Source organism: Pantoea sp. DY-17 (assembly GCF_019795975.1).
GTDB lineage: Bacteria > Pseudomonadota > Gammaproteobacteria > Enterobacterales > Enterobacteriaceae > Pantoea > Pantoea leporis.
On record NZ_JAIMIG010000002.1, the window covers coordinates 146,884 to 171,179 of the forward strand.

At 54.4% G+C, this 24,296-nt stretch carries 22 protein-coding genes; 3 read left to right on the forward strand and 19 right to left on the reverse strand.

The window, feature by feature from the left end; genetic code table 11:
• Nucleotides 1–12: 12 nt before the first annotated feature.
• The 7 genes from K5Y33_RS11170 to K5Y33_RS11200 all read right to left on the reverse strand — a co-directional run bounded on the left by K5Y33_RS11170 (nt 13) and on the right by K5Y33_RS11200 (nt 7,587).
• Complete coding sequence (locus K5Y33_RS11170) at nt 13–1,665, reverse strand: GMC family oxidoreductase (protein WP_101761474.1); 1,653 nt, start codon at nt 1,663–1,665, stop codon at nt 13–15.
• Nucleotides 1,662–2,180: a sugar dehydrogenase complex small subunit gene (locus K5Y33_RS11175; protein WP_110866919.1), complete on the reverse strand. Its 519-nt coding sequence runs from the start codon at nt 2,178–2,180 to the stop codon at nt 1,662–1,664. The genes K5Y33_RS11170 and K5Y33_RS11175 overlap by 4 nt, the downstream gene beginning before the upstream one ends.
• Entirely contained in the window at nt 2,170–3,579 is a 1,410-nt protein-coding gene (locus K5Y33_RS11180; RefSeq protein ID WP_222233956.1) for a cytochrome c, read from the reverse strand. The genes K5Y33_RS11175 and K5Y33_RS11180 overlap by 11 nt, the downstream gene beginning before the upstream one ends.
• A 115-nt stretch (nt 3,580–3,694) precedes the next feature.
• Entirely contained in the window at nt 3,695–4,402 is a 708-nt protein-coding gene (locus tag K5Y33_RS11185; RefSeq protein WP_222233957.1) for a hypothetical protein, read from the reverse strand.
• Between the two features lie 42 nt (nt 4,403–4,444).
• Nucleotides 4,445–5,593: a beta-propeller fold lactonase family protein gene (locus K5Y33_RS11190; RefSeq protein ID WP_222233958.1), complete on the reverse strand. Its 1,149-nt coding sequence runs from the start codon at nt 5,591–5,593 to the stop codon at nt 4,445–4,447.
• 34 nt (nt 5,594–5,627) lie between these two features.
• Nucleotides 5,628–6,266, reverse strand: coding sequence for an aldolase (locus K5Y33_RS11195; RefSeq protein ID WP_061719469.1), 639 nt, complete (start codon nt 6,264–6,266; stop codon nt 5,628–5,630).
• Nucleotides 6,267–6,279: 13 nt separating this feature from the next.
• On the reverse strand, nt 6,280–7,587 hold the full coding sequence (locus K5Y33_RS11200) for an MFS transporter (protein WP_222233959.1): 1,308 nt from the start codon (nt 7,585–7,587) through the stop codon (nt 6,280–6,282).
• A 263-nt stretch (nt 7,588–7,850) separates the two neighbouring features.
• Between K5Y33_RS11200 and K5Y33_RS11205 the strand changes: the two genes are divergently transcribed.
• Nucleotides 7,851–8,885: a LacI family DNA-binding transcriptional regulator gene (locus K5Y33_RS11205; protein ID WP_222233960.1), complete on the forward strand. Its 1,035-nt coding sequence runs from the start codon at nt 7,851–7,853 to the stop codon at nt 8,883–8,885.
• Here K5Y33_RS11205 and K5Y33_RS11210 read toward each other — a convergent pair.
• Together K5Y33_RS11210 and K5Y33_RS11215 are read right to left on the reverse strand one after the other, a co-directional pair.
• Nucleotides 8,882–9,571: a substrate-binding domain-containing protein gene (locus tag K5Y33_RS11210; RefSeq protein WP_222233961.1), complete on the reverse strand. Its 690-nt coding sequence runs from the start codon at nt 9,569–9,571 to the stop codon at nt 8,882–8,884. The genes K5Y33_RS11205 and K5Y33_RS11210 overlap by 4 nt on opposite strands.
• A 2-nt stretch (nt 9,572–9,573) precedes the next feature.
• Complete coding sequence (locus tag K5Y33_RS11215; RefSeq protein WP_222233962.1) at nt 9,574–10,821, reverse strand: alpha-hydroxy acid oxidase; 1,248 nt, start codon at nt 10,819–10,821, stop codon at nt 9,574–9,576.
• Nucleotides 10,822–11,026: 205 nt separating this feature from the next.
• Here K5Y33_RS11215 and K5Y33_RS11220 point away from each other — a divergent pair, with 205 nt between their 5' ends.
• Together K5Y33_RS11220 and otnK are read left to right on the forward strand one after the other, a co-directional pair.
• Nucleotides 11,027–11,692: an aspartate/glutamate racemase family protein gene (locus K5Y33_RS11220; protein ID WP_370634120.1), complete on the forward strand. Its 666-nt coding sequence runs from the start codon at nt 11,027–11,029 to the stop codon at nt 11,690–11,692.
• Nucleotides 11,686–12,966, forward strand: coding sequence for a 3-oxo-tetronate kinase (otnK, locus tag K5Y33_RS11225; RefSeq protein WP_222233964.1), 1,281 nt, complete (start codon nt 11,686–11,688; stop codon nt 12,964–12,966). Before K5Y33_RS11220 ends, otnK begins: the two co-directional genes overlap by 7 nt.
• A 40-nt stretch (nt 12,967–13,006) precedes the next feature.
• Here otnK and K5Y33_RS11230 read toward each other — a convergent pair whose 3' ends face one another.
• The 10 genes from K5Y33_RS11230 to arnC all read right to left on the reverse strand — a co-directional run bounded on the left by K5Y33_RS11230 (nt 13,007) and on the right by arnC (nt 24,296).
• A complete protein-coding gene (locus K5Y33_RS11230) occupies nt 13,007–14,227 on the reverse strand; it encodes an aromatic amino acid transporter (RefSeq protein ID WP_222233965.1) in 1,221 nt (406 codons plus the stop codon).
• A gap of 127 nt (nt 14,228–14,354) precedes the next feature.
• The gene (locus K5Y33_RS11235) at nt 14,355–15,365 is read right to left on the reverse strand and encodes a Gfo/Idh/MocA family protein (protein ID WP_222233966.1); all 1,011 of its coding nucleotides are present in this window, start codon (nt 15,363–15,365) and stop codon (nt 14,355–14,357) included.
• Nucleotides 15,366–15,376: 11 nt separating this feature from the next.
• Entirely contained in the window at nt 15,377–16,198 is an 822-nt protein-coding gene (locus K5Y33_RS11240; RefSeq protein WP_222233967.1) for a TIM barrel protein, read from the reverse strand.
• Between the two features lie 131 nt (nt 16,199–16,329).
• Complete coding sequence (locus K5Y33_RS11245; RefSeq protein WP_222233968.1) at nt 16,330–17,766, reverse strand: sugar porter family MFS transporter; 1,437 nt, start codon at nt 17,764–17,766, stop codon at nt 16,330–16,332.
• Between the two features lie 328 nt (nt 17,767–18,094).
• Nucleotides 18,095–18,460: a 4-amino-4-deoxy-L-arabinose-phosphoundecaprenol flippase subunit ArnF gene (gene arnF, locus K5Y33_RS11250; protein WP_222233969.1), complete on the reverse strand. Its 366-nt coding sequence runs from the start codon at nt 18,458–18,460 to the stop codon at nt 18,095–18,097.
• Nucleotides 18,457–18,777: a 4-amino-4-deoxy-L-arabinose-phosphoundecaprenol flippase subunit ArnE gene (gene arnE, locus K5Y33_RS11255; protein ID WP_222233970.1), complete on the reverse strand. Its 321-nt coding sequence runs from the start codon at nt 18,775–18,777 to the stop codon at nt 18,457–18,459. Before arnE ends, arnF begins: the two co-directional genes overlap by 4 nt.
• Entirely contained in the window at nt 18,774–20,435 is a 1,662-nt protein-coding gene (gene arnT / locus K5Y33_RS11260; protein WP_222233971.1) for a lipid IV(A) 4-amino-4-deoxy-L-arabinosyltransferase, read from the reverse strand. Before arnT ends, arnE begins: the two co-directional genes overlap by 4 nt.
• 17 nt (nt 20,436–20,452) lie before the next feature.
• A complete protein-coding gene (gene arnD / locus K5Y33_RS11265) occupies nt 20,453–21,337 on the reverse strand; it encodes a 4-deoxy-4-formamido-L-arabinose-phosphoundecaprenol deformylase (protein WP_222233972.1) in 885 nt (294 codons plus the stop codon).
• Complete coding sequence (gene arnA / locus K5Y33_RS11270) at nt 21,334–23,313, reverse strand: bifunctional UDP-4-amino-4-deoxy-L-arabinose formyltransferase/UDP-glucuronic acid oxidase ArnA (RefSeq protein WP_222233973.1); 1,980 nt, start codon at nt 23,311–23,313, stop codon at nt 21,334–21,336. Before arnA ends, arnD begins: the two co-directional genes overlap by 4 nt.
• Nucleotides 23,310–24,296 carry an undecaprenyl-phosphate 4-deoxy-4-formamido-L-arabinose transferase gene (gene arnC, locus K5Y33_RS11275; protein WP_217548156.1) on the reverse strand — a complete coding sequence of 329 codons (987 nt, stop codon included), beginning with the start codon at nt 24,294–24,296 and terminating at the stop codon, nt 23,310–23,312. Before arnC ends, arnA begins: the two co-directional genes overlap by 4 nt.

A 24,296-nucleotide genomic window follows, 5' to 3' on the forward strand; every position in this document is an offset into this window, starting at 1 on the left:
ACCGATTCACACCTAACCTGCTACTTCCGACTTCATGGTCTGCAACATATGCTCAGCCAAACGCAAGCTCAACGCCGCGCCGGTCAAGGTTGGGTTCATGCATGACGCCGACGGCATCACACTGGTTCCGGCAATCCACATATTGGGATGATCGTGCGTGCGGCAATCGCGATCTACCACTGAATTGTGGGGATCATCGCCCATAATGGTGGTGCCCATGATGTGCTGGCGATCCTGAAACTTAGTATCGATCGATAATATTTCCGCATTCAGCAGCTCTGCAAACCTGTGAAAATCTTTGATGCCCGCTTCTTTCCCGGCATGCCAGTAATCCGTCACGCTGTAATAAATCTCCGGCAACGGAATACCAATCGCATCTTTTTTCGTCTTGCTCGGCGTAACGCGGTTTTCCGCCAGCGGCAAGGTTTCAAAATCAATAGCGAAGTTCAGCGAGCGCGCCGACTGGCGGCGGATTTCAGCATCCAGTTTGGAGCCCAGCACGCCTTTCTCAATGAGCGATGCAGCATAATCTGCAGTTGGCACCGTGTTACGCACTTTGATCTTGTAGCTGGGGAAATCCTTGCGGAAGGCGCCATCGCGGTTGTTCAGATACACCAGTAATTCAGTCGGCCCCTGACCTGGCCACACATCTTCCGACATCATCACGTTCATACTAATGCCGGTGTGGCCCATCAAATTGCGCCCCACCTGATCGGAAGAGTTTGCGATGCCGTTGGGATATTTCTCCGACGTCGACATCAACAGTAGCTTGGGCGATTCGATACCGTAGGCCGCCAGCACAAAGTAGTCGGCGGTTAAATGGTGCTCGGAACCATCCGGCTTTTTATACCAAATGCCGGTGATTTTGCCGTCATCCGCCGCTTCAATACGGTAGACCACCGCGTTATCCAGCAGCCTCGCTCCCAAACGTTCCGCTTCATCAATATGCATCGAGCCATCATATTTGGCGGCGATGGGGCAAACCGGATTGCAGTTATTGTTGCCGCCACACATCGGGCGCTTACCCCACGGCTTAGTCGCGCGACCGTTCGGTTCCAGTACCGGGTTATAACCGCCTTTACCCAACATCTCGGTTAGGCGATCAAACAGATAACTGGTTGGTAAACCCGGCATCGGGAATGGCGTAGATCGCGGTGGCCAGGCTTTGCCGCCCTGCCCACTTTCATCTTGTCCATCGACGCCTGAAACGCCCAGCTCATGCTCGGCTTTGCCATACCACGACTCCAGCTCGTCGTAACCAAAAGGCCAGTCGCGGCCACGACCGTAAAGGGTGTTAAGTTTGAAATCGTTGGGGATCATGCGCCACAGCGCGGAGCCAAAGTGCCAGGTTGTGCCACCGACAACGCGCAGGTATTTGGTGGGATATTTAACCGGCCCAACCTGCTGCAAATAGTCACCGTAGGTGGACGGAATATGCGGCGGATTGGGGTAAGGCGAACCCACGCCCTGTAATTTGATGTTGGTTAACGACATCTTGAATGGGGAATTACGGAAACGTTCGACGATTTCCTGACGAGAGACTCGCGGGCCCGCCTCGAGGATGATCACCGATTTACCCGCTTTCGCCATCTGGCAGGCGATCAACCCGCCCATCACGCCCGAGCCAATGATGATCACATCGGCATCGACTTTTTGTGCACTCATGCGCCTTCTCCTGTGGTTGCCACTTTGCCATCTTGCGTTACTGCCCAGTAGAACGGCCCGCCGCCATAGGTTGGGACCACCAGAATATCTTTGGTGGGCAGGTACATCATCGCATCGGCATACGCGATCAACTCCAGATCGCTGCCGTCGCCGACAACGCCGGTGTACCACGCAGAAATGATGCGTTTTGCCGTTTGCCAATCAGAATTATCGGCCCCAAATGCGGCAAGAAATTCGTCGACATGAGCAAAATTATGCTGCTGCAACAATGCCTGCAGGCTGCTAAGCCGGTGTGTGAAGTCGGCATTATGGCGATTTAAGGCATCGAAATAGCGCTGCCCCAAAATCGGGCCGACCGGGCGACTCACCAGGAACTGCGAAACGGTCAGAAAACCATTTTCAGCCAGCTGATCGGCAGCCAGAGCGCGCGCCGGGAACAGGGAATTACACATCGCGCCGAGTGACAAAATACACATGCCTTGCAGCAAACGACGTCGGGAAAGGTTATGCGCCATGCTTTTTCCCCTTACGCGAAATTGAAACCAGCAGCACCAGTAAAATAATGACAACTACCGCGCCACCGCCCCACACAGTAGGCTGCGCCAGGCGTGCAATCAGCGGGCGCTGGCCGCCTTCACGCACGGTTTTCACCTGTTCAGGCGTTACGTTCAGCTGAGAATTACCAAAGTTTTTCAGCACGTAGTTACTGACGTCGGCAATTTGCCGATCGCTCAGTCGATCGGTAAATAATCCATCCGGGCCGAAAGCGGGCATTACCACATCTTTGCCATCAATCTGGCGATGTACGCCGTAGACAATGGTGGCAATCAGGTTATCGGCCTGCGGTGCGCCAGTGGCGGTGTTATGAAACAGCGAAGGATAGAAGTGATTGCCCGCACCATCCGCCTGATGGCAGTTAGCGCAAGAGCTGGCGTAAACCTGCCAGCCCGCATCAGGATTTTTAACCGCGCGCAGCGCCGCTTCATCTGTTGCAGGTTTGCCAAGCGCGTCGCGTGGCGAATGGGTGGCCTGAGTCACTGCGGGGATCTGCCGCAGATAAGCCACTATCGCCTTGATATCGTCATCAGATAGATGCTGTAAGCTGTGCTCGACAGCTTCCGCCATCAGACCTGCTGCCTGCGCTTTGCCTGCAACATGGCCCGTTTTGAGATATTGCGCGATCTGCGCATTGCTCCAGTTGCCAATGCCGGCTTGTTGATCGGGAGTGATATTCGGCGCATACCAACTGCCCAGGCTGCCACCGCTGAAGGCCTGAGCATTGTTTTGCCCCATCAGCGCGTTACGTGGCGTATGGCAGGTATCGCAGTGCGCCAATGCATTGACCAGATAATCACCGCGATTAACCACATCAGATTTATCTTTTGCCGGAATAAACGGCTTATTATCGGCAAACAGCATATTCCAGAAGAACATACTTGAACGAATATTAAACGGGAAAGGCAAATCCGTTGCTGGCGGTACATTATCGTCTGCTTTTACACCGTGCATAAAATAAACATACAGCGCATGCATATCGGCATCAGAAATTTTCGCATATGAGGTGTAAGGCATCGCCGGATAAAGATGTTGCCCCTGTTTATTAATGCCACTTCGCACGGCTTTAACAAAATCTTGTTCGCTATAATCGCCAATGCCGGCGGTTTTTGATGGCGTGATATTACTGGCAACAATATTCCCCAACGGCGAGGAGATAATATAGCCACCCGACATTTCCTTGCCCTGATTCGGTGCGGTGTGGCAAGCTCCACAGTCCGCAGCAATAGCCAGATACTTGCCTTTCGCAATAAGAGCTGCAGACTCAGCTGCATCTTCAGCGTGAGCTGAAAATGTGGCAGACATCAGAATGCTCAACGCGAAAGGCAGACAACACTGTCTCACCTTTCTTGCTTTCATTGTAATTACTTCCGGTAAATAATTATTAGTATGGTAAAAACAATAATGCACTTCTGTGGCAACCCACAGAAGTGCACATTATCAGACAACGTCAATTCACAAAATACAAACAGTGCTATAACAATTCATAATCATTGAAGATAATATTCTCGCCACTTGCGGCCGTTATATCGACTTTACCTGGCTCGGTTAAAAAGGCATCGCCGGGATGTACCCAAACTTCTTTTACCCGATTGGTATGAGTTTGATCGGCAATCAGTACCCGCCCTTCGGTGAAGAACACGCGCACGCCAGGCCCGTGTTGCGTATATTCGCCGGTACTGGCGCCAGGCTTAAGCGTGACCTTCCAGCCTCTCACGGTTTTCTTATCCAGCACCTGACTAAATGCGGCATTGGCAGGCCGGGAAGCGTTACCGAAATGTTGCGGGCCTGGGATGTTAATTTCGAACGCCACCTGATGATTGACGTTATTTCCGGTATTGGTGACCTTATCCGTATCCGATTTTCCTTGATGCTCACCGAATTTAACATTGCCACTTTTCATTTCTGTTATGTTAACCAGCTTGTCGGGATATTCTATTTTGACCGGACTCCCTTCAATGTGCGTATTAACATAATCCAGATGCTGCTCATGAAATAGCGTCGATTGTCCGGGTTGAATTAATACGCGCATTACCGTGACGTATTTATTTTCCAGAATGACGTGGTGCAGTGGTTCCAGATCGGTGGCAACCCCTTTTTCAGCCGCTTGTGTCGGTAATCCTGCGCTTAACAGCGTCGAGCACAATAATGTGCTGAATAATGTTTTGCGAATAGTCGACATAAACACTCCTTTTCTTACGATTGAATTAAGTAGAGCAGAAATTTACTCAACGATAGTGACCCAATTAGCGCCCTTGCCGGTAGGGACGCGCTCAATTAATGTCAGTTTGCCAGTGGTTTGATCTATGGAATAGAGCGAAATTTGTGTCGACTTCTGACCCGATTCAATTAAATAGCGCCCGGAATTATCAATAGCAAATCCACGCGGCTGAGTTTCTGTTGGCGTGCTATTAATCAACGTCAATCGACCATCGATCGGTGATACATGAAACGCAGTAATATGACTGCTGGTGCGTTCGGTGGAATAAAGGAAATGTCCATTCGGCGTGATATGAATATCGGCTTGCCATAAACGCGGTTTGGCGGATTTTGGCAAATCATCATCGCCGGTCAGTGGTCGCGCTTCGCCACGCTGCATGTTGGCGGCAATGGCCGGATCGAGTGACGGTGTCGCTTCATGTTCCGTCAGGGTGCCATCTTTGTTCAGCGTCAGGCGCGAGATGTTGCCGGCCATTTCGGTCAGCAAATAGAGATTCTGCTCACCCTTTTCATCCCGTTGCGGTGCAAAGGTGAAATGACGCGGTCCGGCTGCCGCCTCGCGTTGGATATTCACAAACGCTGGCGTGTTCGCCGAGACGGTTCCGCTGTGACTGTCGAAACGGTACTGCAGCAGTTGATCGGCACCCAGCAGAGGTACATAGAGAAACTGGTTGCTGGGATCGGTCTGAATAGAATGTGCACGCTTTCCGGTATGCACCACCTGCACCGGCGCACTCTCAACTTTGCCATCCGCGGCAATGCGATTGATGCTAAACAGATCGCCGCCGTAAGAAGATGAAAGCAGGAATTTCCCGCTCTTATCCAGCGCGACATACGCCATCGCCTCTGGCAGCGGCGTATCCGCAAAATGCTGCAGTGAGCCGTCAGGTTGAATATGCCAGGCCGAAACATGGTAAGGCTTACTGCGAACGGAGACATAAAGTGTCTTGTTATCCTGCGATACCACCATCGGCATACTTTTCAGGCCGCTGGGGTATTCACCAATCGGTTTCAGCTGGCGCTCCGCCTTTTGCAGTTCGTAGGCCGTCACCGTGCCGCTGTCGCCGTTGGATACGTAGACAAAGGATTTCTCCTGCGCCAATACCGTTGATGCAAAAAGCATCATGCCTGCGGCTATTACCGTCTTTTTCATCTTGGATCTCGTTTTTGTAGGGACAATGCGGGTATTACCAGCGCGTATTAAAGTGTTCGCACAGCTCCAATACGGCTTGTTCTGGCAGCGCGGCGGGCTTATCCACGCAGTTCAGCCAAAGGCGCGCGGTTTCTTCCAGCTCTTCAAGGGCAAAGCTTACCGCTGAAACGGATTTGCCCCACATCACCGGGCCAAGTCTCTCCAGCATCACGCCTCGCACGTCATTGGCCAGTTCAGCCACCTGCGCAGCCACATCGGCATGGCCTGGGCGGCGATAGTCGATTAACGGAATCCGACCGACTTTCATCACCTGATACGGCGTCAGCGGCGGTAAAATGCTGTCGCGCTGCCACACACCCGCTAACGTCAGTTGCACCAGATGCGTGGAATGGGTATGCACCACGCCGTGCGCCTCCGGGTTGCGATCATAAATCTGGCGATGTAACAGCAAAGTCTTCGATGGCTTGTCGCCCGAAACCCATTCACCGGCGCGATTGACCTTGGCAATCCGGCCTGGCTCCAGATGTCCCAGACAAGCATCGGTTGGCGTAATCAGCCAGCCATCTTCCAGCCGAGCACTGATGTTCCCCGCGGTGCCGGTGGTATAGCCGCGGTTAAACAGATCGGCTCCCACCTGGCAAATCTCTTCTCGTAAGGACTGTTCGTTCTGCATGCGGTTTCTCCTCTTATTGATTGGCGGTGGCAATGACGTTGGCATCAGATTTGGGGCTGATCTGTAATGGTTCCAATTTGCCGAGCACAAACATAAAGGTCAGCGCACCCAGCACACAGATGCCACCCGCGACCAGCAACGGCACCACAAATGAACCGTGGCTAAGGCTCAGCATTAAGCCGGTGAAGGAAGCCGTAACAATCCCGGCCAGGTTACCGGCAAAGTTCTGAATGCCGCCCAGCGTGGCCACATAATTACTGGCGGGCGCAACGTCGGCTGGCAGCGTCCAAATGTTGGCGGCGGTAAAAGCTAAACCGGCGTAAGTGATGGAAAACAGCGTCAGGATCACCGTAATGCTGTCGGTGAATGCGGCGAAAGCAATCACGCTGGAAAGCAACATGCCGCTGATAAGACAAGTTTTACGCGCCGCCGTCAGGCTAAATCCTTTGCGATACAGGGTATCCGACACAATCCCGCCAAGTAGACTTCCCGGAATCCCCATCAGCGCTGGGATCGCACCCAGCGTTCCCAATTCTTTCAGCGAGAAGCCATGTGCCACAGTCAGATAGGTTGGGAACCAGGTCACAAAGAAATAGGTAGCGAAGTTCATGCAGAAGAAACCAATCATCATTCCCCACACGTTGCGATGGCGGAACAGTGACCACAGTTCAACTTTGGCGTCGGCCTGCGTGGTGGGCAAAGCACGATCTTCCAGCAGATTTTGCCGCTCAGTTTCATCAAGGCCTTTCATCTCTTCAGGCTCACGATAGAAGACTAACCAGATCACCACCCAAATCAGTCCTAATGCGCCAGTCACGATGAAGGACGTTTCCCAATCCCACACGCTGATCAGCCAGGCAACCAGCGGCAGCGCCAGCGCACTGCCAGCACGCGGACCGGCATCAAAGATCCCGCTGGCCGTTGCACGCTGTTTTTTCGGGAACCAGCTGTAAACCACTTTGACACAGCCCGGATTTCCCCCTGCTTCGCCCAGGCCTAATGCTAAGCGCGCCGCAAAAAGAGAAGTGAATCCTTTACCAAACGAGGTAAACACCGTAAACAACGACCACCAGCCGACGGCGATGGCCAGTCCGGCACGCGCACCAAGACGATCGAGTAGACGTCCGGCCGGAATTTGCATCAGCGCATAGGTCCAGAAGAAGGCGCCCAGAATCAGTCCCATGCTGGTGTCATCGAGGCCTAAATCTGCTTTGATGTGCGGTGCGGCGATCGCGAGGTTGATACGATCGATGTAATTGATTGCGATGGCGAAAAAGCAGAACACGATCATCAGCCAGCGAATTCGTGGATATCTGCGCATGGTGAATTCCTTTATGATTTATATAGGGTTAACGAGGTTCTGCGGCCGTAGAGCGGCTGCAGCCCGCGTTGGGGTTAAATTTGGGGGTGACAGTTCGCGAACCTGTTAAAAAAACGTGAGCAGGCACACCCAAACTGATAACATGATGTCAAAAGTAAGCGATTACAAAATTCAGTCAAGCCAAAAGTAAGCGCTTTCAAAATTGATTGTGAGTTGTCTGCAATTTTTGTGGGCAAGCTCACTCTTTCTGCAGGAGTGACTTGATGAGTGAGAAGCAAAATGGATCTGGCCGCGTTTCACTGGATGATGTTGCGCGTCTCTCTGGCGTTTCAACGGCGACGGTTTCACGCGTATTGAACGGCAGCACCACGGTCAAAGCATCACGCCGTGAAGCGGTGGAAAAGGCCTGCGACGAGTTGGGATATGTGATTAACCGCGCCGCGCGCACCCTTGCCTCGCGACGCAGCATGACAATTGGCGCGGTGGTCCCCACGCTGGCGACAGAAACCTTTTCGCGTCCGCTGGCGGCGTTTCAGCAACTTATTCATGAAGCCGGCTACACGCTGCTATTGGCCAACTCCAACTTTGATCCGGAAACCGAGCTGAAAGAAGTCAATAAGCTGATTGAGTACGGTATCGATGGTTTGATGCTGGTGGGCAATACCCATCATCCAAAACTGTGGGAGCGCATCATTCAGCAGGATATCGCCTGCGTGCAGACCTTTTCGCAAGACAGCGAAAGACCTTGTGTCGGTTATGACAGCGAGGGTGCGGCTGAAACCCTGGCGCAGCATTTGCTGGGATTAGGGCATCAGCGCTTTGCGGTGATTGTCGGCACGCCGCCTTCAAACGATCGTATTTCAGAACGTCTAAACGGTACGCGCCGCGCCCTGCAGCAGTATGGATTGACGCTGCCGGATACGCATTTAATTGATAACGCCTTCACCATGAATGATGCGCGCAGAGCGGTGTTTCGTTTACTCGATGCGCCGCAGCCGCCTACCGCCATCATCTGCGGGAACGATCTGCTGGCGTTTGGTGCCATGCGCGCGGCGAGCGAGCGTTATCTGCGCATTCCGAATGATATCTCCATCGTAGGCTTCAACGACTATGAATACGCCGAGCATCTGGAGCATCCGCTGACCACCATGCGCGTGGATTTAGCGTCGATTGGTGAACACGCGGCGCACTATTTATTAAATACGCTGAATAACTTACCTGCACAGATGCAGACGCAGATAAGCACCGAGTTGATTGTCCGGGGCAGCAGCGGCTCGGTGCCCCGTCAGGAACGCTAATCGCGCCTGTCCATGCCGAAACGGTTGAACACGTCCGTGACTGACGGCGTTTTCAGCCAGCTCAGGAATGCCTGCGCCCGTTCCGGTTGTTGGGCGTGGCTTAACACCGCAGCCGAGAGCGAAATCGCCTGCAGCGTACCCGCTGGCAGCGGTCCAACAACATCAATGCCCTCCACCATCAGCAATTCGCTGATCTGCTGTACTGCCAGGTCAGCGTTGCCCTGCACCAGTTGCTCGGCGGTGAAACCAGCAGGAATCACCGTGCCACGCGCGCGCAGTTCCGTATCAATGTTGAGTTGTTTCAACAACTGCGAGAACCAGACACCGCTGGCTCCGGCTTCTGACCAGGCTACCGAACGCGCAGCCAACAAAGTCTGAATCAACGTTTCGCGATTGCTGATATCAGGCTGTGCAGCGCCCGCCCGCACCGCAATTCCGATGGGAGAATCGACCAGTTCGATGCGCGTGCCCGCTTCCGCCAAACCCGATTGTGTCAGGCGGTCTAGCGTCTCAACCGTAGCGATCACCACATCCGCTTCGGCGCCGGCGTTGAGCTCTTTTTCGATGATGGTGCTGGGATGCCAGCGTATCGCCAGCGGTATATCGGGATGTTGCGACTGCCATTGCGCAACCAGCGTGTTAAACGGCGCGCTCAGTGCGAGCGCACTATAAATCGTTAACGCCATGATTAATCCTCGCGTGCGAAAAAGGGTGCGCGACGCAGCAGCGCAGCATTAAGTTGCTCAGGCCGTGTCACGCCAATCAGCGCTAAATCGCGATCGATTTCATCCCGCAGGATATGCATGGCATGTTCAACGCCCGCCTGAGCGCCAATCACCGCGCCATACAGGAATGGACGACCAAGAAACACGAAGTCCGCGCCCAGCGCCATGGCTTTCATCACATCGGTGCCGCGACGGATGCCGCTATCAATAATCACCTTCATATTGCCCTTCGCCGCCGCGATTTCAGCGAGCGTATGCAGCGGTGGCACCGTGTGATCCAGCTGACGGCCGCCGTGGTTGGAGAGAATCACCGCATCGGCGCCAAGATCACGCGCGATGAAGGCATCATCCGGCGACATCAGCCCTTTAATTACCAGATTGCCTTTCCATTTTTTACGGATCGCTTCAACGTGCTTCCAGCTCAGTTTGTCGCGTGCATTGGTGTTACGCACTTTGCTCGACATCATCGGCGGGCCGCGTTCAGCATCGGTATTTTCGAAGTGCGGCGCACCATGACGCAGGAAGGTTTGCGCCACCGTGCCCAGCAGCCAGCGCGGACTCATGGCGCTTTGCCACATCACTTTCGGCGTGATTTTTATCGGCATGCTGAAGCCGCTGCGGGTGTTGTGTTCCCGATTACCCAGCATCGGCGTATCACCGGTCACCACCAGCGTTTTATAGCCTGCGTGTTCAACGCGATCGACTAATCGATCGATGCGCGGTTGATCGCCCGCCAGATACGCCTGAAACCAGACGTCCGGATTAGCGGCGATCACCTCTTCCAGCGGAATCAGCGATGAGGCGCTCAGGATCATCGGCACATTCATGGCCCGTGCGGCTTTCGCCAGCATTAAGTCCGCGCGGTAGCTGACAAACGACGCGCCACCAAGCGGAGCCACACCGAAGGGATGCGCCCAGTCATGGCCCAATAAATTCACCCGCTGATCGCGGCCCGAAACATCGCGGAACATACGCGGTACAAAGACATATTGCTGATAAGCTTCATGCGCGGCAGCAAGTCCTCTGCCGGTTTCCACGCCGCCTTTTACATATTGATAAATCATATTAGGTAACCGCTTACGCGCATGGCGTTCAAAATCTTCCAGCGCCAGCAAATCACGAAAATGGCGTGGCACCGTATTCGCAGGGCGCACCTGCGCTTCTGGTGTCACGTTAACGTTAATTGCGGTGGTTTCTCCACGAATGGTCATAGTGCGTTCTCAGGGTTAGCTAAAAGTAAGCGATTTCAAAATAGGCATTCAGACGAATGCATTCATTTCTATCCTGACAGATACGCAGTTTTTTTGTGTGACGAGCATCACCTTATCAAGACAAATGTAAGCCCTTACATTTTCATTTCGCCTCAGGTATGGTGTGCTGTAATTCACTTGTGTATCGCTAGTGTCGGAGAAAATGATGAGCCAACGCATAGTTTTACTGCATGCCACGCCGGTGGCGATGCCCCCTGTTCAGGAAGCCTTTAACGATCTTTGGCCAGAGGCTGAAGTGGTGAATTTGCTGGATGATGGTTTGACGCTGGATCGCGCTAAAGAGGAACAGCTTTCGCGCCAGTTGATTGATCGCTTTGTTGCTTTTGGCCGCTACGGCTATGCGATGAATGCGCAAGGAATTCTGGTGACCTGTTCAGCTTTTGGCCCGGCGATTGATGAACTCTCTGCGGCGTTGCCGGTGCCGGTGCTGAAACCGAATGAAGCGATGTTCGAGGCTGCGCTGCAGCAAGGCGAACGCATCGGCATGCTGGCGACCTTTGGTCCGTCATTAGTGACGATGTGCGATGAGTTTTATCACTATGCCGAACAGATTGGTTCATCCGCAACGCTGGAAAGCGTGCTGGTTCCGGATGCCATTGACCTGCTGCGTAAAGGTGACGTCGCCAGCCACAATCGTCTGGTCGCAGAGTTCGCGCCGCAGTTAAGTCACTGCGATGTAATTATGCTGGCTCACTTCTCCACCTCGCGCGCCTCCGACGCCGTGCGTGAAAAAGTCTCGATTCCGGTGTTAACGGCACCGCATGCCGCGGTAAAAAAAATGCAGTTAGCGATTGGAGGCTCATCATGCTGATTGGGGTCATCGCCGATGATTTTACCGGTGCCAGCGATATCGCCGTCACGCTGTCGAAAGGATTGCTGGGCGAAGGCGGATTGCGCACGACGCAATATCTTGGCGTACCGCAACAGCCTGCCGAGGAACAGGTGGAAGCAGGCGTCATTGCTTTGAAATCACGCTCTTTGCCAGCACAGGAAGCCGTTCAACAATCGCTGGCTGCTTGTGAATGGCTGTTGCAGCAAGGCTGTGCGCAGATCGTGTTTAAATATTGCTCGACCTTCGACTCGACCGATGCTGGCAACATTGGTCCGGTACTAGACGCGCTGGCTCAGCGATTAGCGGCGCGCAATGTGATTGTCTGCCCGGCGTTTCCCGCGATGGGCCGTACGCTTTATCAGGGCAATTTGTTTGTGCATGACCGTCCACTGAATGAATCAGGCATGGAGCATCATCCTCTGACGCCAATGAAGGATGCGGACATCCGCCGTTTGCTGTCGCGCCAGGCGAAAACGCGCGTCAGCCACATTGGCTGGCAGCAAGTGGTGCAAGGCAGTGAAACACTGCGCGAGATACTGCAAGACCAAACAGATGAGGAAACGCAATTGGTGGTGGTGGATGCCCTCAGCGATCACGATTTAACGCTGATCGGCATCGCTGCTGCGGATGAGAAGCTGATCAGTGGTGGATCGGGCATCGCGCTTGCCCTGCCGCACAATTTTATCAGCGCCCGTAAAGCGCAAGGTAACAACAGTGAGTTTCCTGCCATTAAAGGTTCCAGCGCCATTTTAGTTGGCAGTTGTTCAGGTGCGACGCGCGGACAAATAGAGGAACACCAAAAACAGCATGCGGTGCTGGCCATTGAGATTGAGGATGTGATGGCGGAACGTATTGATGCTGACGATCTCGTGGATTTCATCCTCACCCATCAGGACCGTTGCCCGCTGATCTATTCCTCAGGCGATCCGGCAGTAGTGAAGCAAGCGCAGCAGCAGTTTGGCCAACACAACATCTCGCAGCGACTTGATCGCTTATTTGGCGATACGGCACGCAAGTTGGTGCTTGAAGCGGGCATTCAGCGTTTAGTGGTTGGCGGCGGAGAAACTTCGGGCGCGGTGGTCAGCGCGTTAAATTTGGGTTCGCTGCAGGTTGGAAGTGAAATCGATCCTGGCGTGCCCGCCCTGTTTGCTCAGGGCGAGCGGCCGCTGGCGCTGGCGCTTAAATCGGGGAATTTTGGTCGGCGCGACTTCTTCTCGCATGCCCTTAACGTATTAGCAGGTTCTACGCATTAAATTGAAGACAACGTCGCGCTGACGTTGTCTTCTTCTCAATCTAACGGCCACCAAATTCCGGTAACACCCCAAACCAGCTCAACAGCCAGGCCAATATATTCATCGCGCCAAACACCAACAGAAAAATCACCGCCAGCGAACAGCGTTGCTGAGATTTCCATGCCAGCAGCGCGGGGATGATGACCGCCCACAAGGTGGCAAACAGTCCGGCAAAACCAATCGCGGCGACAAAGCCATTTGGCCACCAAATCGAGGCGAGTAACGGCGGAAGGAAAGTCAGGCTGGCGGTTTTCAGGCGTGCGACGGATGAATTCCCGAATCCCAGACGATCGGCGATGAAATCAAACAGACCGGCGGTGACGCCAAGGAATGAGGCAATCACGGCGAAATGCGAGAAGATCGACATCATCAGCGCCAGCGCATTGACGTGCAGATGCGCACGCAGCGCCGCCATCAGCGCAGCGATATCGCCGCCCTGCTTCACAATCTCAGGAAACGCGGCGCGCGGTAGATTTCCCATGGTGCTGGTTAGCCAAAACAGATACAGCGCCAGCGACAGCAGCGTTCCCAACACCAAAGCCCGCGTGATGTTCTGCTTATTGCCGCCGTAATAGCTCACCAGACCGGTGATGTTGCCGTGGTAACCAAACGAAGCGAGACAAAACGGCAGCACGCCGAGTGCATAAGGCCAGTAACGTTCACCGGCAGCGGGTCCGCTCAGTAACGACGGCACGTTCACCTGCGTCAGAAGGCCGCCAAACAGCACGATCAACAGCAGAATTTTCGCCAGCACGCAGAAGGTCATCAAGCGACTGACGCCCGTCGTACCGAGCCAAACGACGACGGCGACGCACAGCGTCAGCAACACCTTGGCTTCTGCAGTTGAGATGGGTAATCCCAACTGACTGATTGAGTGCTGATAGACCGGGCCGCTGGCTGAAATGTAGGCGTATGTCAGGATGCCAAGGACGAATAAGATGCTGAGGCCGTTTAGCGCCGCCCAGCCGCGTCCAAGCAAATCTTTGGTTAAAGTGTCGTATCCCGCGCCCGGCGGATACGTGAGGCTGACGCGCATAAACAACAAGCCGGACAGCAACATGCCGCCCCAGCTGATCAGCAGTAACATCATCGCCCAGCCAAACCACGCGCCCGCCATCACCACCGGCAGCGTAAACATCCCTGCGCCCACCACGGTGCCGCAAATAATCATCGCGCCCCACCATACGGAAGGCTGGCGGCGGGACAATGTCATCTCCGTCATCACTTATTCCCTACAAAACATCTTAAAGGCGGCGATGATACACGGGAAAACGCTGAGAAGAGAGTGTGATACGCGATAATACGCGCGCCAGTTCAACCTGACGCGCGTTTAAGGAAGGGAAAGCAACTTAGTTATAAAACGCCGGTTTCGCTGGCATAGTGACCGGTACGATGTCTCCGGATTTTTGCGCCGCAACACAGGCATCGGCAGCAACCGCCGCAGCGAAGCCATCCCACGCAGACGGGCCGGTCATTTCACCCGACAACACATTATTGATGAAGTCCTGCAACTCCACGTCATAGGCATCGATGAAACGCTTTTTCCAGTCGGTAAGAATGCTGGTGGAGAGTTTGGCCGCGCTGCGCGTCTGTACCGACATCGGTTCAGGCAGGCGCGCAATGCCGCTTTCGCCGACCACTTCACATTGAATATCGTAGCCGTAAGCGCAGTTAACGAAGATTTCGACGTCGATGCGCACGCCTTTGGCGGTTTCCAGCAGCACGATTTGCGGATCTTTCAGATGCGAAGCGGCTTTACTGGTTGAGCGCGGGTAGATCACCTGCGCACTGACGTAATCATCTTTCAGCAACCAGCGCAGCACATCAAGCTCATGAATCAGCGTATCGGTGATCGCCATATCAGTAGTGTAGGAATCGCCGACTTCGGGGTTGCGATGTGCGCAGTGCAGCATCAGCGGTTCGCCGATGTCACCGTTATCAATCACCGCCTTCAGCGCGCGGTAGCCCGCGTCGTAAGGACGCATAAAGCCGACCTGCACTAGCTTCTTACCGGCGGCGATTTCCGCTTCCACGATGTTCATACAATCCTGCGCGGTGACCGCCAGCGGCTTTTCGCAGAAAACCGCCTTGCCGGCTTTGATCGCTGCCAACACAAACTCTTCATGGGTTGGGCCCCACGAGGTGACCAGAATCGCCTGCACCTCTGGCGCGTTAATCAGATCATGTGCGTTGTCGTAAATCTCCGCCTGAATGCCGAGATCGTGGATGATCTGCTCGCAGTTGCTGCGATTGATGTCATTCAGCGCCACCACACGCGAATGTTGCAGCACCTGGCTACAACGACGAATGTGTTCGCGACCGATCGCGCCCGTGCCAATTACACCGATATTGAGCGTCATGGAAGTGTTCCTTAGTTATTCAGGTAAGCAATGCTGGAGTGGATTTCACGAGCAATTTGTTCTTCGCTCCAGTTATCCATCACCGACGAAAACGGTTCGAAAGCGTAAATGCCGCGATAGCCCATCTCTTCCAGACGCTGCACTTGTTGTTTCGATTTCAGCACATCGTCGGCGCTTAACATGATGCGCTCTTCGTCGGTTAACTGATGCGTTGGGCGCGCGTCGGTCACGCCGGACAAATGCACCAGCCCGATATTGTTGACGTCGACGCCGCCAGTAAAGTCTTGTTCAGCCCCTTCGTACAAATGATGGTGAAAGGTATCCAATACGATTTTGAACGGCGCGCCGGCTTGTTTGATCAGCTGCTGTGCCAGAGCCGCTGAACGCAGCGAGCTTTGCGGGAAACCGAGCGGCTCCACCAGACCGGCAATGCCATATTCGGCAAACAGTGGCGCCAGCGTTTTTAACGCATCGACGGTTTGCTGCTGGGAAATAACGGTGCCGTCATTCAGTGGGCAAAGGACTAACGCTTTCGCACCGGTGGCACGCGCGTCTTTTAATAAAGCGCGCGTTTTCTCCAGCACGTCATCGCTTAATTGGTTAAACGGATAAACCGCATTAATAGTTTCAATGGTAAAAGCATGTTTAGTCGCGAGATGGCGAACTTCTTCGCCTGTTAAATTATCGGTCACGCTACCACTTTTCATATCATTGCGGATTTCGACTTTATTTAACCCCAGCTTTTCAACCAGCGAGAAAAAACGCTCGAGACTAAGATTAGGCGCGATTTTACGATTAACGCAGAGTCGGTCATGGCTTATTTTGTAGGTCATGGTATGTTCTATCCTGAAAGAGTAATATTTATTAGCTTCTGTTTTGTCATGTCGCGTCGATATCTTGCGATAGTAAGCGATGTTGTTTTGCTGCTCTGCCAGAACCTTGATTGATTTACATCAATGCAACATCATTTGTACAACTCATGGAAATAGTGCTCGACCTGTTCCAGGCTGCGTCCTTTGGTTTCCGGGATGGTGCGCAACACGAACATCGATCCCCCAATACCAATCACGGCAAAGGTTAAGAAGGCACCGGCCAGACCAAATGCCGCCAACAGCAACGGGAACGCCATGGAAATGGCGAAGTTGGCCATCCACAACGCAAATACCGCGCCGCCCATGCAAATACCGCGCATCCGCGCTGGAAAGATCTCGGAAAGTAATAGCCAGGTAACCGGCGACAACGCGCCTTGCTGGAAGCACAGAAACATCAGCATGCCCGCCAGAACCAGATAGGCGCGCAGCAGATTGACGTCGCCTGCCGGGTGATATTCCGGCATGAAGAAACACACTGCGGCGATAAAAAACAGGCACGCGGTGCAGCCCATCTGACCAACCAGTACCAGCGGACGACGGCCGATTTTGCCGATCATCCAGATACCGATCAGCGTCATCAGCACCGAAATCACGCCGTTGGCGATGGTGGCGAACAGCGCGGCATCGTTGCTCAAGCCGGTTGCCGTCAGCATGGTAGGCGCGTAATACATGATGGTGTTGACGCCGGTCAGCTGCTGAATCGCCGCGATGCCGATACCAAGCAGGAACACTTTGCGCAGCCACGGCGTACGCAAATCGCGCAGGCGGCCTTTGCCCTGTTGCCGGTTCTCTTCGATGGTTTCTTCTATCTCTTCCAGCTCCCATTCGACGTCATCGGCCGCGCGGGTTTTTTCCAGTACTTTGCGTGCTTGCTGGCTATTACCGCGCATTACGAGCCAGCGCGGGCTTTCCGGCATAAAGATCATGCCCAACCACAGCAATACGGCTGGCACAGTTGAGATAGCGATCATCCAGCGCCACGTGTGTTCTCCACCCCAGATTTCGTTGAAAGTGGCGTTGGACACGTACGCCAGCAGCTGACCTGAAACAATCATCAGCTCCTGCAAGGTGACCAGTTGACCGCGCTTGTTCGCCGGGGCAATTTCCGCGATATACACCGGCACCGTGGCCGCTGCGCCACCGACGGCGATACCGAGGAACAGACGTGAAGCAATCATTGAGATGACATCCGGCGCGAAGGCCGAACCGATGGCGCCAAGGGCAAAAATAAAGGCCAGAGAAATGATGATCTTGCGGCGTCCCAGCGCGTCCGCGAAATGACCGGCGAGCAGCGCGCCAAAAGCGGCGCCAAACAGCAGTGAACTGGTGACTAACCCGGTGGTAAAGGGCGTGAGCTGTAGATCGTCACGCATAAAGAGTAAAGCGCCTGATACTACACCGGTATCGTAGCCGAACAGCAATCCACCCAGCGTGGCGACCAGCGCAATAATTTTAACAAATGGCTCGGTGCGCGTGGCGCTATTGGGGCCGGAAGCGGTGTTAGTGGATATATAAAGTTCTCTTTCCATAATACCTCCTGGTGAAAAAAATTAAGGAAATACGGCAGAACAAAACAGAGCACTCACGCTAGCGGTGTTTTTATTTCATGTTAATTTTTATTTGGAATTTACTTTCCGAATTGTGAGTTCAAGCATTTTGGGATTTTTATTTTGATGGATTTACATCAGGATGATGTATTTATTTAGGGATGTCTTTGAGGGGATAAATAAAAATATCGCCATGAGTGGCGTAATGCCTTTCAATTAAGCGCCGTGTCACATCACTGCACCTTTCGAAGCGGCGCAATTTATTGCGCAATAAATTGCGCCGCTACGGTATGTGCATAAATAAACATCATCACTTACGGCGCGGCAGCGAAACCAGCATCAAGCCAAACACGATCAGTACCACGCCAGCAAAGCTGCTCCAGCGGAAGTTTTCGCCCAAAATCGGCAAGGAAATCGCGGCCAGCCACACCAATACATAACTCAAACTGAGCAGCGGATAGAGCCGGTTAAGCGGCAGCTGGCGCAGCGCCAGCATCCAGCACAACATCGACAGCGCATACGCCCCGAGACCAAAAGCCAACAGCAGCAGCGCTTTCCAGTGCTGCACACTCAGCAATTCGCTTAATGGCGGGAAATCCAGCATCGCCAACCGCAGCACCAGTTGCGCCAGCGATACCAGCAACACGCTGCACAGCGCCAGCATCACGCCTTTCATAGATGACTTCCCATCAGCGCCACGCCAGCAACAATCGCCAGCGTGCCGATCCACTGCTGCACGCTGTAAGTTTCACGCCAGATCAGCCGCGCGGCGATGGCCACCAACACAAAGTTGAGACTCAACATCGGATAGGCCACGCTTACCGGCACCACGCGCAGCACCGCCAGCCACAGCAGCATGCCGATACCGAGCAGCAGGATGCTGAGCGCCAGCCAGGAAATCCCCTTTTTGATACCGACATGGGCCGCCTGCTTTTGACACAGCTGGGCGGCACAGCTCAGCACGCTCACCAGTAAAATCAGCAGCAGATTCATGGTTTAGCATCATAACCGTAGTAAACCAGGCGGCCCTGACGATAGACATCATCCGGTTCCGGCAGGTTTTTATCCGGCGTGCTGTCGCTGGCATTCAGCATCAAAACCAGCGAAACCTTGCCCAGCCGACGATGGATACGCAGCCAGTCGGCAAAGTTATCTGCATTAATATAATGTGACTTTGCATCTGGATAACTCAGGCCATATTGCAATTCGCCTTTGGCATCGTAGAAATTGATGTCGCTGCGCTGCAGTTCCCAGGCCACCGCCGATGCCACGCCAGGATTGTTTGCCAGCAGATAACGGCTATCCGCCAGTTGATCGTGTACCGCGCTAACAAAACTTTGTGGCTGCTTTGAATCACGCACCTTGTCAGGAATGGCAAATCCCACCAGTAACGCCAGCGCCAGCGGACAGAGCGCGGCTAACTGCCAGCGACCCTTCTCCGGCTTGCGGCTCAGCCAGCCCATCACGGCCCAACCTATAAAGGAGAGCGCCGCACAGAGCACGCCCATCCCTTCATCGCCGCTATAAACCGGACGATGCGCAACGCCCCAGGGTGCCAGCACCACTAAAACCACAATGGTGATGACCAAACCGAACAGCAGATTGATCCAACCATTCACCTTTAGCGCTGTAACCACCTTTGTCGAAGCGCTGTGCGCGTAATGCGCCATCAGCAAGGCCAGCGGCGCGAAGCACGGTAAAATGTAGGTCGGCAGTTTGCCTTTAGCGATGCTGAAAAACAGCAGCGGTAACAGCACCCAGCTCAACAGATAAATCGAACCCGCTTGCTGGCTGCGCTGACGCCACGCACCAATCAGCGATCCCGGCAGCAGCGCCAGCCACGGCAAACAGCCTGCCAACAGCACCGGAATGTAATACCAGAATGGCGCTTTGTGCTGCGCGTCCGACTCGGCGAAACGCTGTATATGCTCGACCCAGAAGAAATAGTGCCAGAAATCGCCTTCCTGCTGATTGATCGCCAGCGCCCACGGCGAACTAAGCAAGGCGGCGACCACCATCGTCAGCGGTCCCCAACGCAGCAATTCGCCAAAGCGACGTTGCCAGATGGACCAAGGTAGAATCGCCAGCACCGGTACCGCCAGCGCGAGAAAGCCTTTGGTCATAAAGCCCATCGCGCAGGCCGCACCCAGCAACACATATCCGATCAATCGTTGCCGCGTGCTGCTGGCCTGCGACGCCAGCCAGTAACTGCACATCGCCGCGACCAGCCACAGCATCAGGATCGGATCGAGCACCGCGTAGGTGCCGACGCCGTACACCAGCAACGAGGTGAGAAAAATGATGCTGCCGCTCAGCGCGATTTTACGGCTGGCGAACATCTGCGTGCCGAGCCAATACACCAATACCGCGCTCAACGTGGTGCTGAAAATCGATCCGGCGCGCACGCCAAAGTTGGTGTGACCAAACAGCAACTGGCCGAAGTTATTGACCCAATAACCGGCAATCGGTTTCTCGAAGTAGCGCAGATCGAAGAAATGCGGCACCACCCAATTGCCGCTAAACAGCATTTCCCGGCTGATTTCGGCATAGCGGGTTTCGTCCGGCTGCCATAAGGCGCGGAACTCAATTGGCATCAGGTAAAACAGCGCGAAGAGCGCGATAAGTAACGCGGTTTTAGTGCCTGTACGCATCCGTGGTTCCTGTAAAATTAACGCTGGCAGCCTAGCCAGCCTTCACGTCCGGGAATATGCCCGCGTACGATATTGCCCTGTGGCAGCGTAGTGAGATCGTCGGGTAACAAGGCGCTGAGCGGACAGAACTGAATGTCTTGCTGCTCCGCACGCCTCAGCAGATCGGCGAACGCCTCAAGCCCGACAATCCCTTCCACTTCGGCATGAATGGTGTAAACCGGCGAACCGCTTGCGGCATGGATTTGCTCGAGGATGAAGTCATTAAAACCTTCCGCGCTCACCGATTGCCCAACCACTTCATCCCAGGTCGGCAAGGTCACCGGGATTTGTACCGTGCCGGGGCTGCCATCACTGAGAATCGGTATAAATGGACCGCTGCCGCGACAATCACTGTTGTAGCTGAAACCAAACTGCTGCTTGGCAGCCACCACGCGGCCATCAGCGCGCCAGCCCGCCACCGCTGAACAGGTGACATTGTCACCAATGATCGCTTCCAGCGCCTGTTTACCGCGCGCAATTTGCTCAACCAGTTTCTCTTGCGGCCACACGCCCGCCCAGGTTTGCCAGGCAAAGTGATCCCACGCATGCAAACCGACTTCATGATGATCGGCGGTGGCGCTGATGATCTCCTCCAGACCGCGACCAATCTCACGTCCCGGCCAGGCGGTGCCGGCCAGCAAAATATCCCAGCCGTAGAGTGATGCGGCGCGCGACCGCAGCATTTTCCACAGGAAACGCGGTTTTAACAGGCGCCACAAGTGGCGCCCCATATTGTCCGGCCCAACGCTGAAGAAAAAACTGGCCTGCAGCTGATGCAAACTGAATTGCTCCAGTAACGCCGGCACGCCAAGTTGGGTGCCGCGCCAGGTATCGACATCGACACGCAAACCGACTTTCTTCATGGTTTGTCCTGTAGCTCAACGGTGCGTAGGAAGAAGTCCAGCGTGTTATCGATGGTGGTATCCATCTCTACGGTTGGCGTCCAGTCCAGCAGACGACGCGCGTTTTTGATCGACGGCTTACGGTGTTCCACGTCCTGATAACCTTTGCCGTAATAGCTGCTGCTCTCCACTTCACGGAAGCCGGCAAACGGCGGGAAGTTGCTGCGCAGCGGGTGACGTTCGAAACTCGCCAGCAGACGCTCGGCCAACTCTTTGATGCTGGCTTCGTTATCCGGGTTACCGATGTTGACGATCTGGCCGTCGCAGTTGTTCTGTTTGTTTTCGATGATACGGAACAGCGCTTCGATGCCGTCGCGAATATCGGTGAAGCAGCGCTTCTGTGCACCGCCATCAATCAGCTTAATTGGTGAGCCTTCCACCAGATTGAGGATCAGCTGCGTGATAGCACGAGAACTGCCGATACGCGCGGCATTCAGATTATCGAGGCGCGGCCCCATCCAGTTAAATGGACGGAACAGCGTAAAGCGCAGCCCTTCTTTCTCACCGTAAGCCCAAATTACACGGTCCAGCAACTGCTTAGACACCGAATAGATCCAGCGCTGTTTATTGATCGGCCCAACCACCAGATTAGAGTGATCCTCATCGAAATGCTGATCGGTACACATGCCGTACACTTCGGAAGTCGATGGGAAAATGATGCGCTTTTTGTACTTCACGCAGTCACGAATGATTTTGAGGTTCTCTTCAAAGTCGAGCTCAAACACGCGCAGCGGATTGCGTGTGTACTCAATCGGCGTGGCGATGGCCACCAATGGCAACACCACGTCGCACTTCTTAATGTGATACTCGATCCATTCTGAGTGAATGCTGATGTCGCCTTCGACAAAGTGGAAGCGTGGCTGATCGAGGAAACGGCTGATGGCGTCAGAACCGATGTCTAAACCGTAGACTTCGAAGTTATCATCCTGCAGCAGACGCTCGGTGAGGTGGTTACCGATAAAACCGTTCACGCCGAGAATCAGCACGCGCGTGCGTCGTTTCACCGCCGCCACTGGCTGAGAATAGAGCAAGGCGCCCTTCACCATACCGAGGTTTTGCGCCAGCTGGCTGCCGTTCATAAACACGCCGTTATCGCTTTGACCGGTCACCACTTCCAGCGCGCCTTCAGCGCAGGCGATCAGGAATGGCTCAACAGAAAGCACGGTACCCGGTTTGGCCTGATGTTCAGTGCTGTGTACGCGACTTTTCCACACCACGAATTTCACCGTTCCGGCATAGGCGAACGCGCCGGGCCACGGATAGGTCACCGCGCGCACCAGATTATTGACCGTGTGCGCCGGTTGTTCCCATTTAATGCGGCCATCTTCTGGCGTGCGGCGCCCCACAACCGTGGCTTCGCGCTCATTTTGTGGTGTGGTAACGATATCGCCGCGTTTCACCGCCGGTAATGCGCCTTCCAGCACCTGCGTTGCACAGGCAACCAGCTTGCGATGCAGCGTTAACGCGTTGTCCTGCTCGTCAATCGCCACGCGCTGTTGCGCCACGATGTCACCGGCATCGGCGCGCTTCACCATGCGGTGCAGCGTTACGCCGGTTTCGGTTTCGCCATTGACCAGCACCCAGTTCAGCGGTGCGCGGCCACGATATTTGGGCAGCAGCGAACCGTGCAGGTTATAGGCACCCATACGCGCACTGCTGAGAATGCAGTCGTTCAACAAAGCGCGGTAATAGAAAGAGAAGATGTAATCCGGTGCCATGGTTTTAATGCGATCGACCCACAGCGGATGATTGACATCCTCCGGCGCATAGACCGGAATGCCCTGCTCAGCGGCTAAACGCGCAACGGAGTCGAAAAAGTGGCTCTCAGTTCCTGTGTCTGAGTGGGTGAAAATAGCGCTGATTTCATAGCCAGCGTTCAGAAGTGCAGAAATACCCGCACAGCCCATTTCGGCGTAGGCGAAGACGACAGTTTTCATTGCTCAATTTCCTGTACAGATGAGGCGTTTTGCTGTGGGTGAATCACACGTTGGATGAAGTAGCGCGGACGGGCGCGTACGTCGTTGTAAATGCGGCCGATGTATTCGCCGAGTAATCCCATACCGATGAACTGCGCGCCGATAAAAATAAACAGCACCGCGAACAGCAGGAACACGCCATCACCGGCCCATGCCGCGCCGAGGAACAGACGCAGCACAATCAGAATCAGCGAGAAGGCAAAACCGGCCAGCGCAATCAAACTGCCGACGATGCTCAGCAAGCGCAGCGGCGTGGTGGTCAGGCAAGTGACCAGGTCATACATCAGGTTAATCAGCCGCATAAAGCTGTACTTTGAATCGCCAAATTCGCGCTCGGCGTGCGCCACCGGCAGCTCAATGGTGCGGCGCGCAAAGGTGTTGGCGAGGATGGGAATAAAGGTGCTGCGTTCGTGGCAGTTCAGCATCGCATCGACGATATGGCGGCGATAAGCGCGCAGCATGCAGCCGTAATCGCCCATCGCTTTGCCAGTGACGCGCTGAATCAGATGATTGATGGTGCGTGAGGCGCGACGGCGAAACCAGCTGTCCTGGCGGTTTTGACGCACGGTGCCCACCACGTCATAGCCCTGCTTAGCCGCTTTCACCAGGTTCGGGATCTCTTCCGGCGGGTTTTGCAGGTCGGCATCCAGCGTGATGATTAAATCGCCGCTGACGTGGCTAAAGCCCGCCATGATCGCTGAGTGCTGGCCGTAATTACGGTTCAGCAATACGCCAACCACATGGCTGCCCGGCATATCGGCAGCATCCGCAATCATCTCGCCCGAGCGATCGCTGCTGCCGTCATCGACCAGCAGAATCTCGTACGCCAGATTTAATCCCGCACAGGCCGCATCAGTACGACGCACCAGTTCCGGCAGGCTCTCCTCTTCGTTGTACACCGGGATCACCACGGAGACTTTGCGAATGGCTTTTTCTTCCAGCAT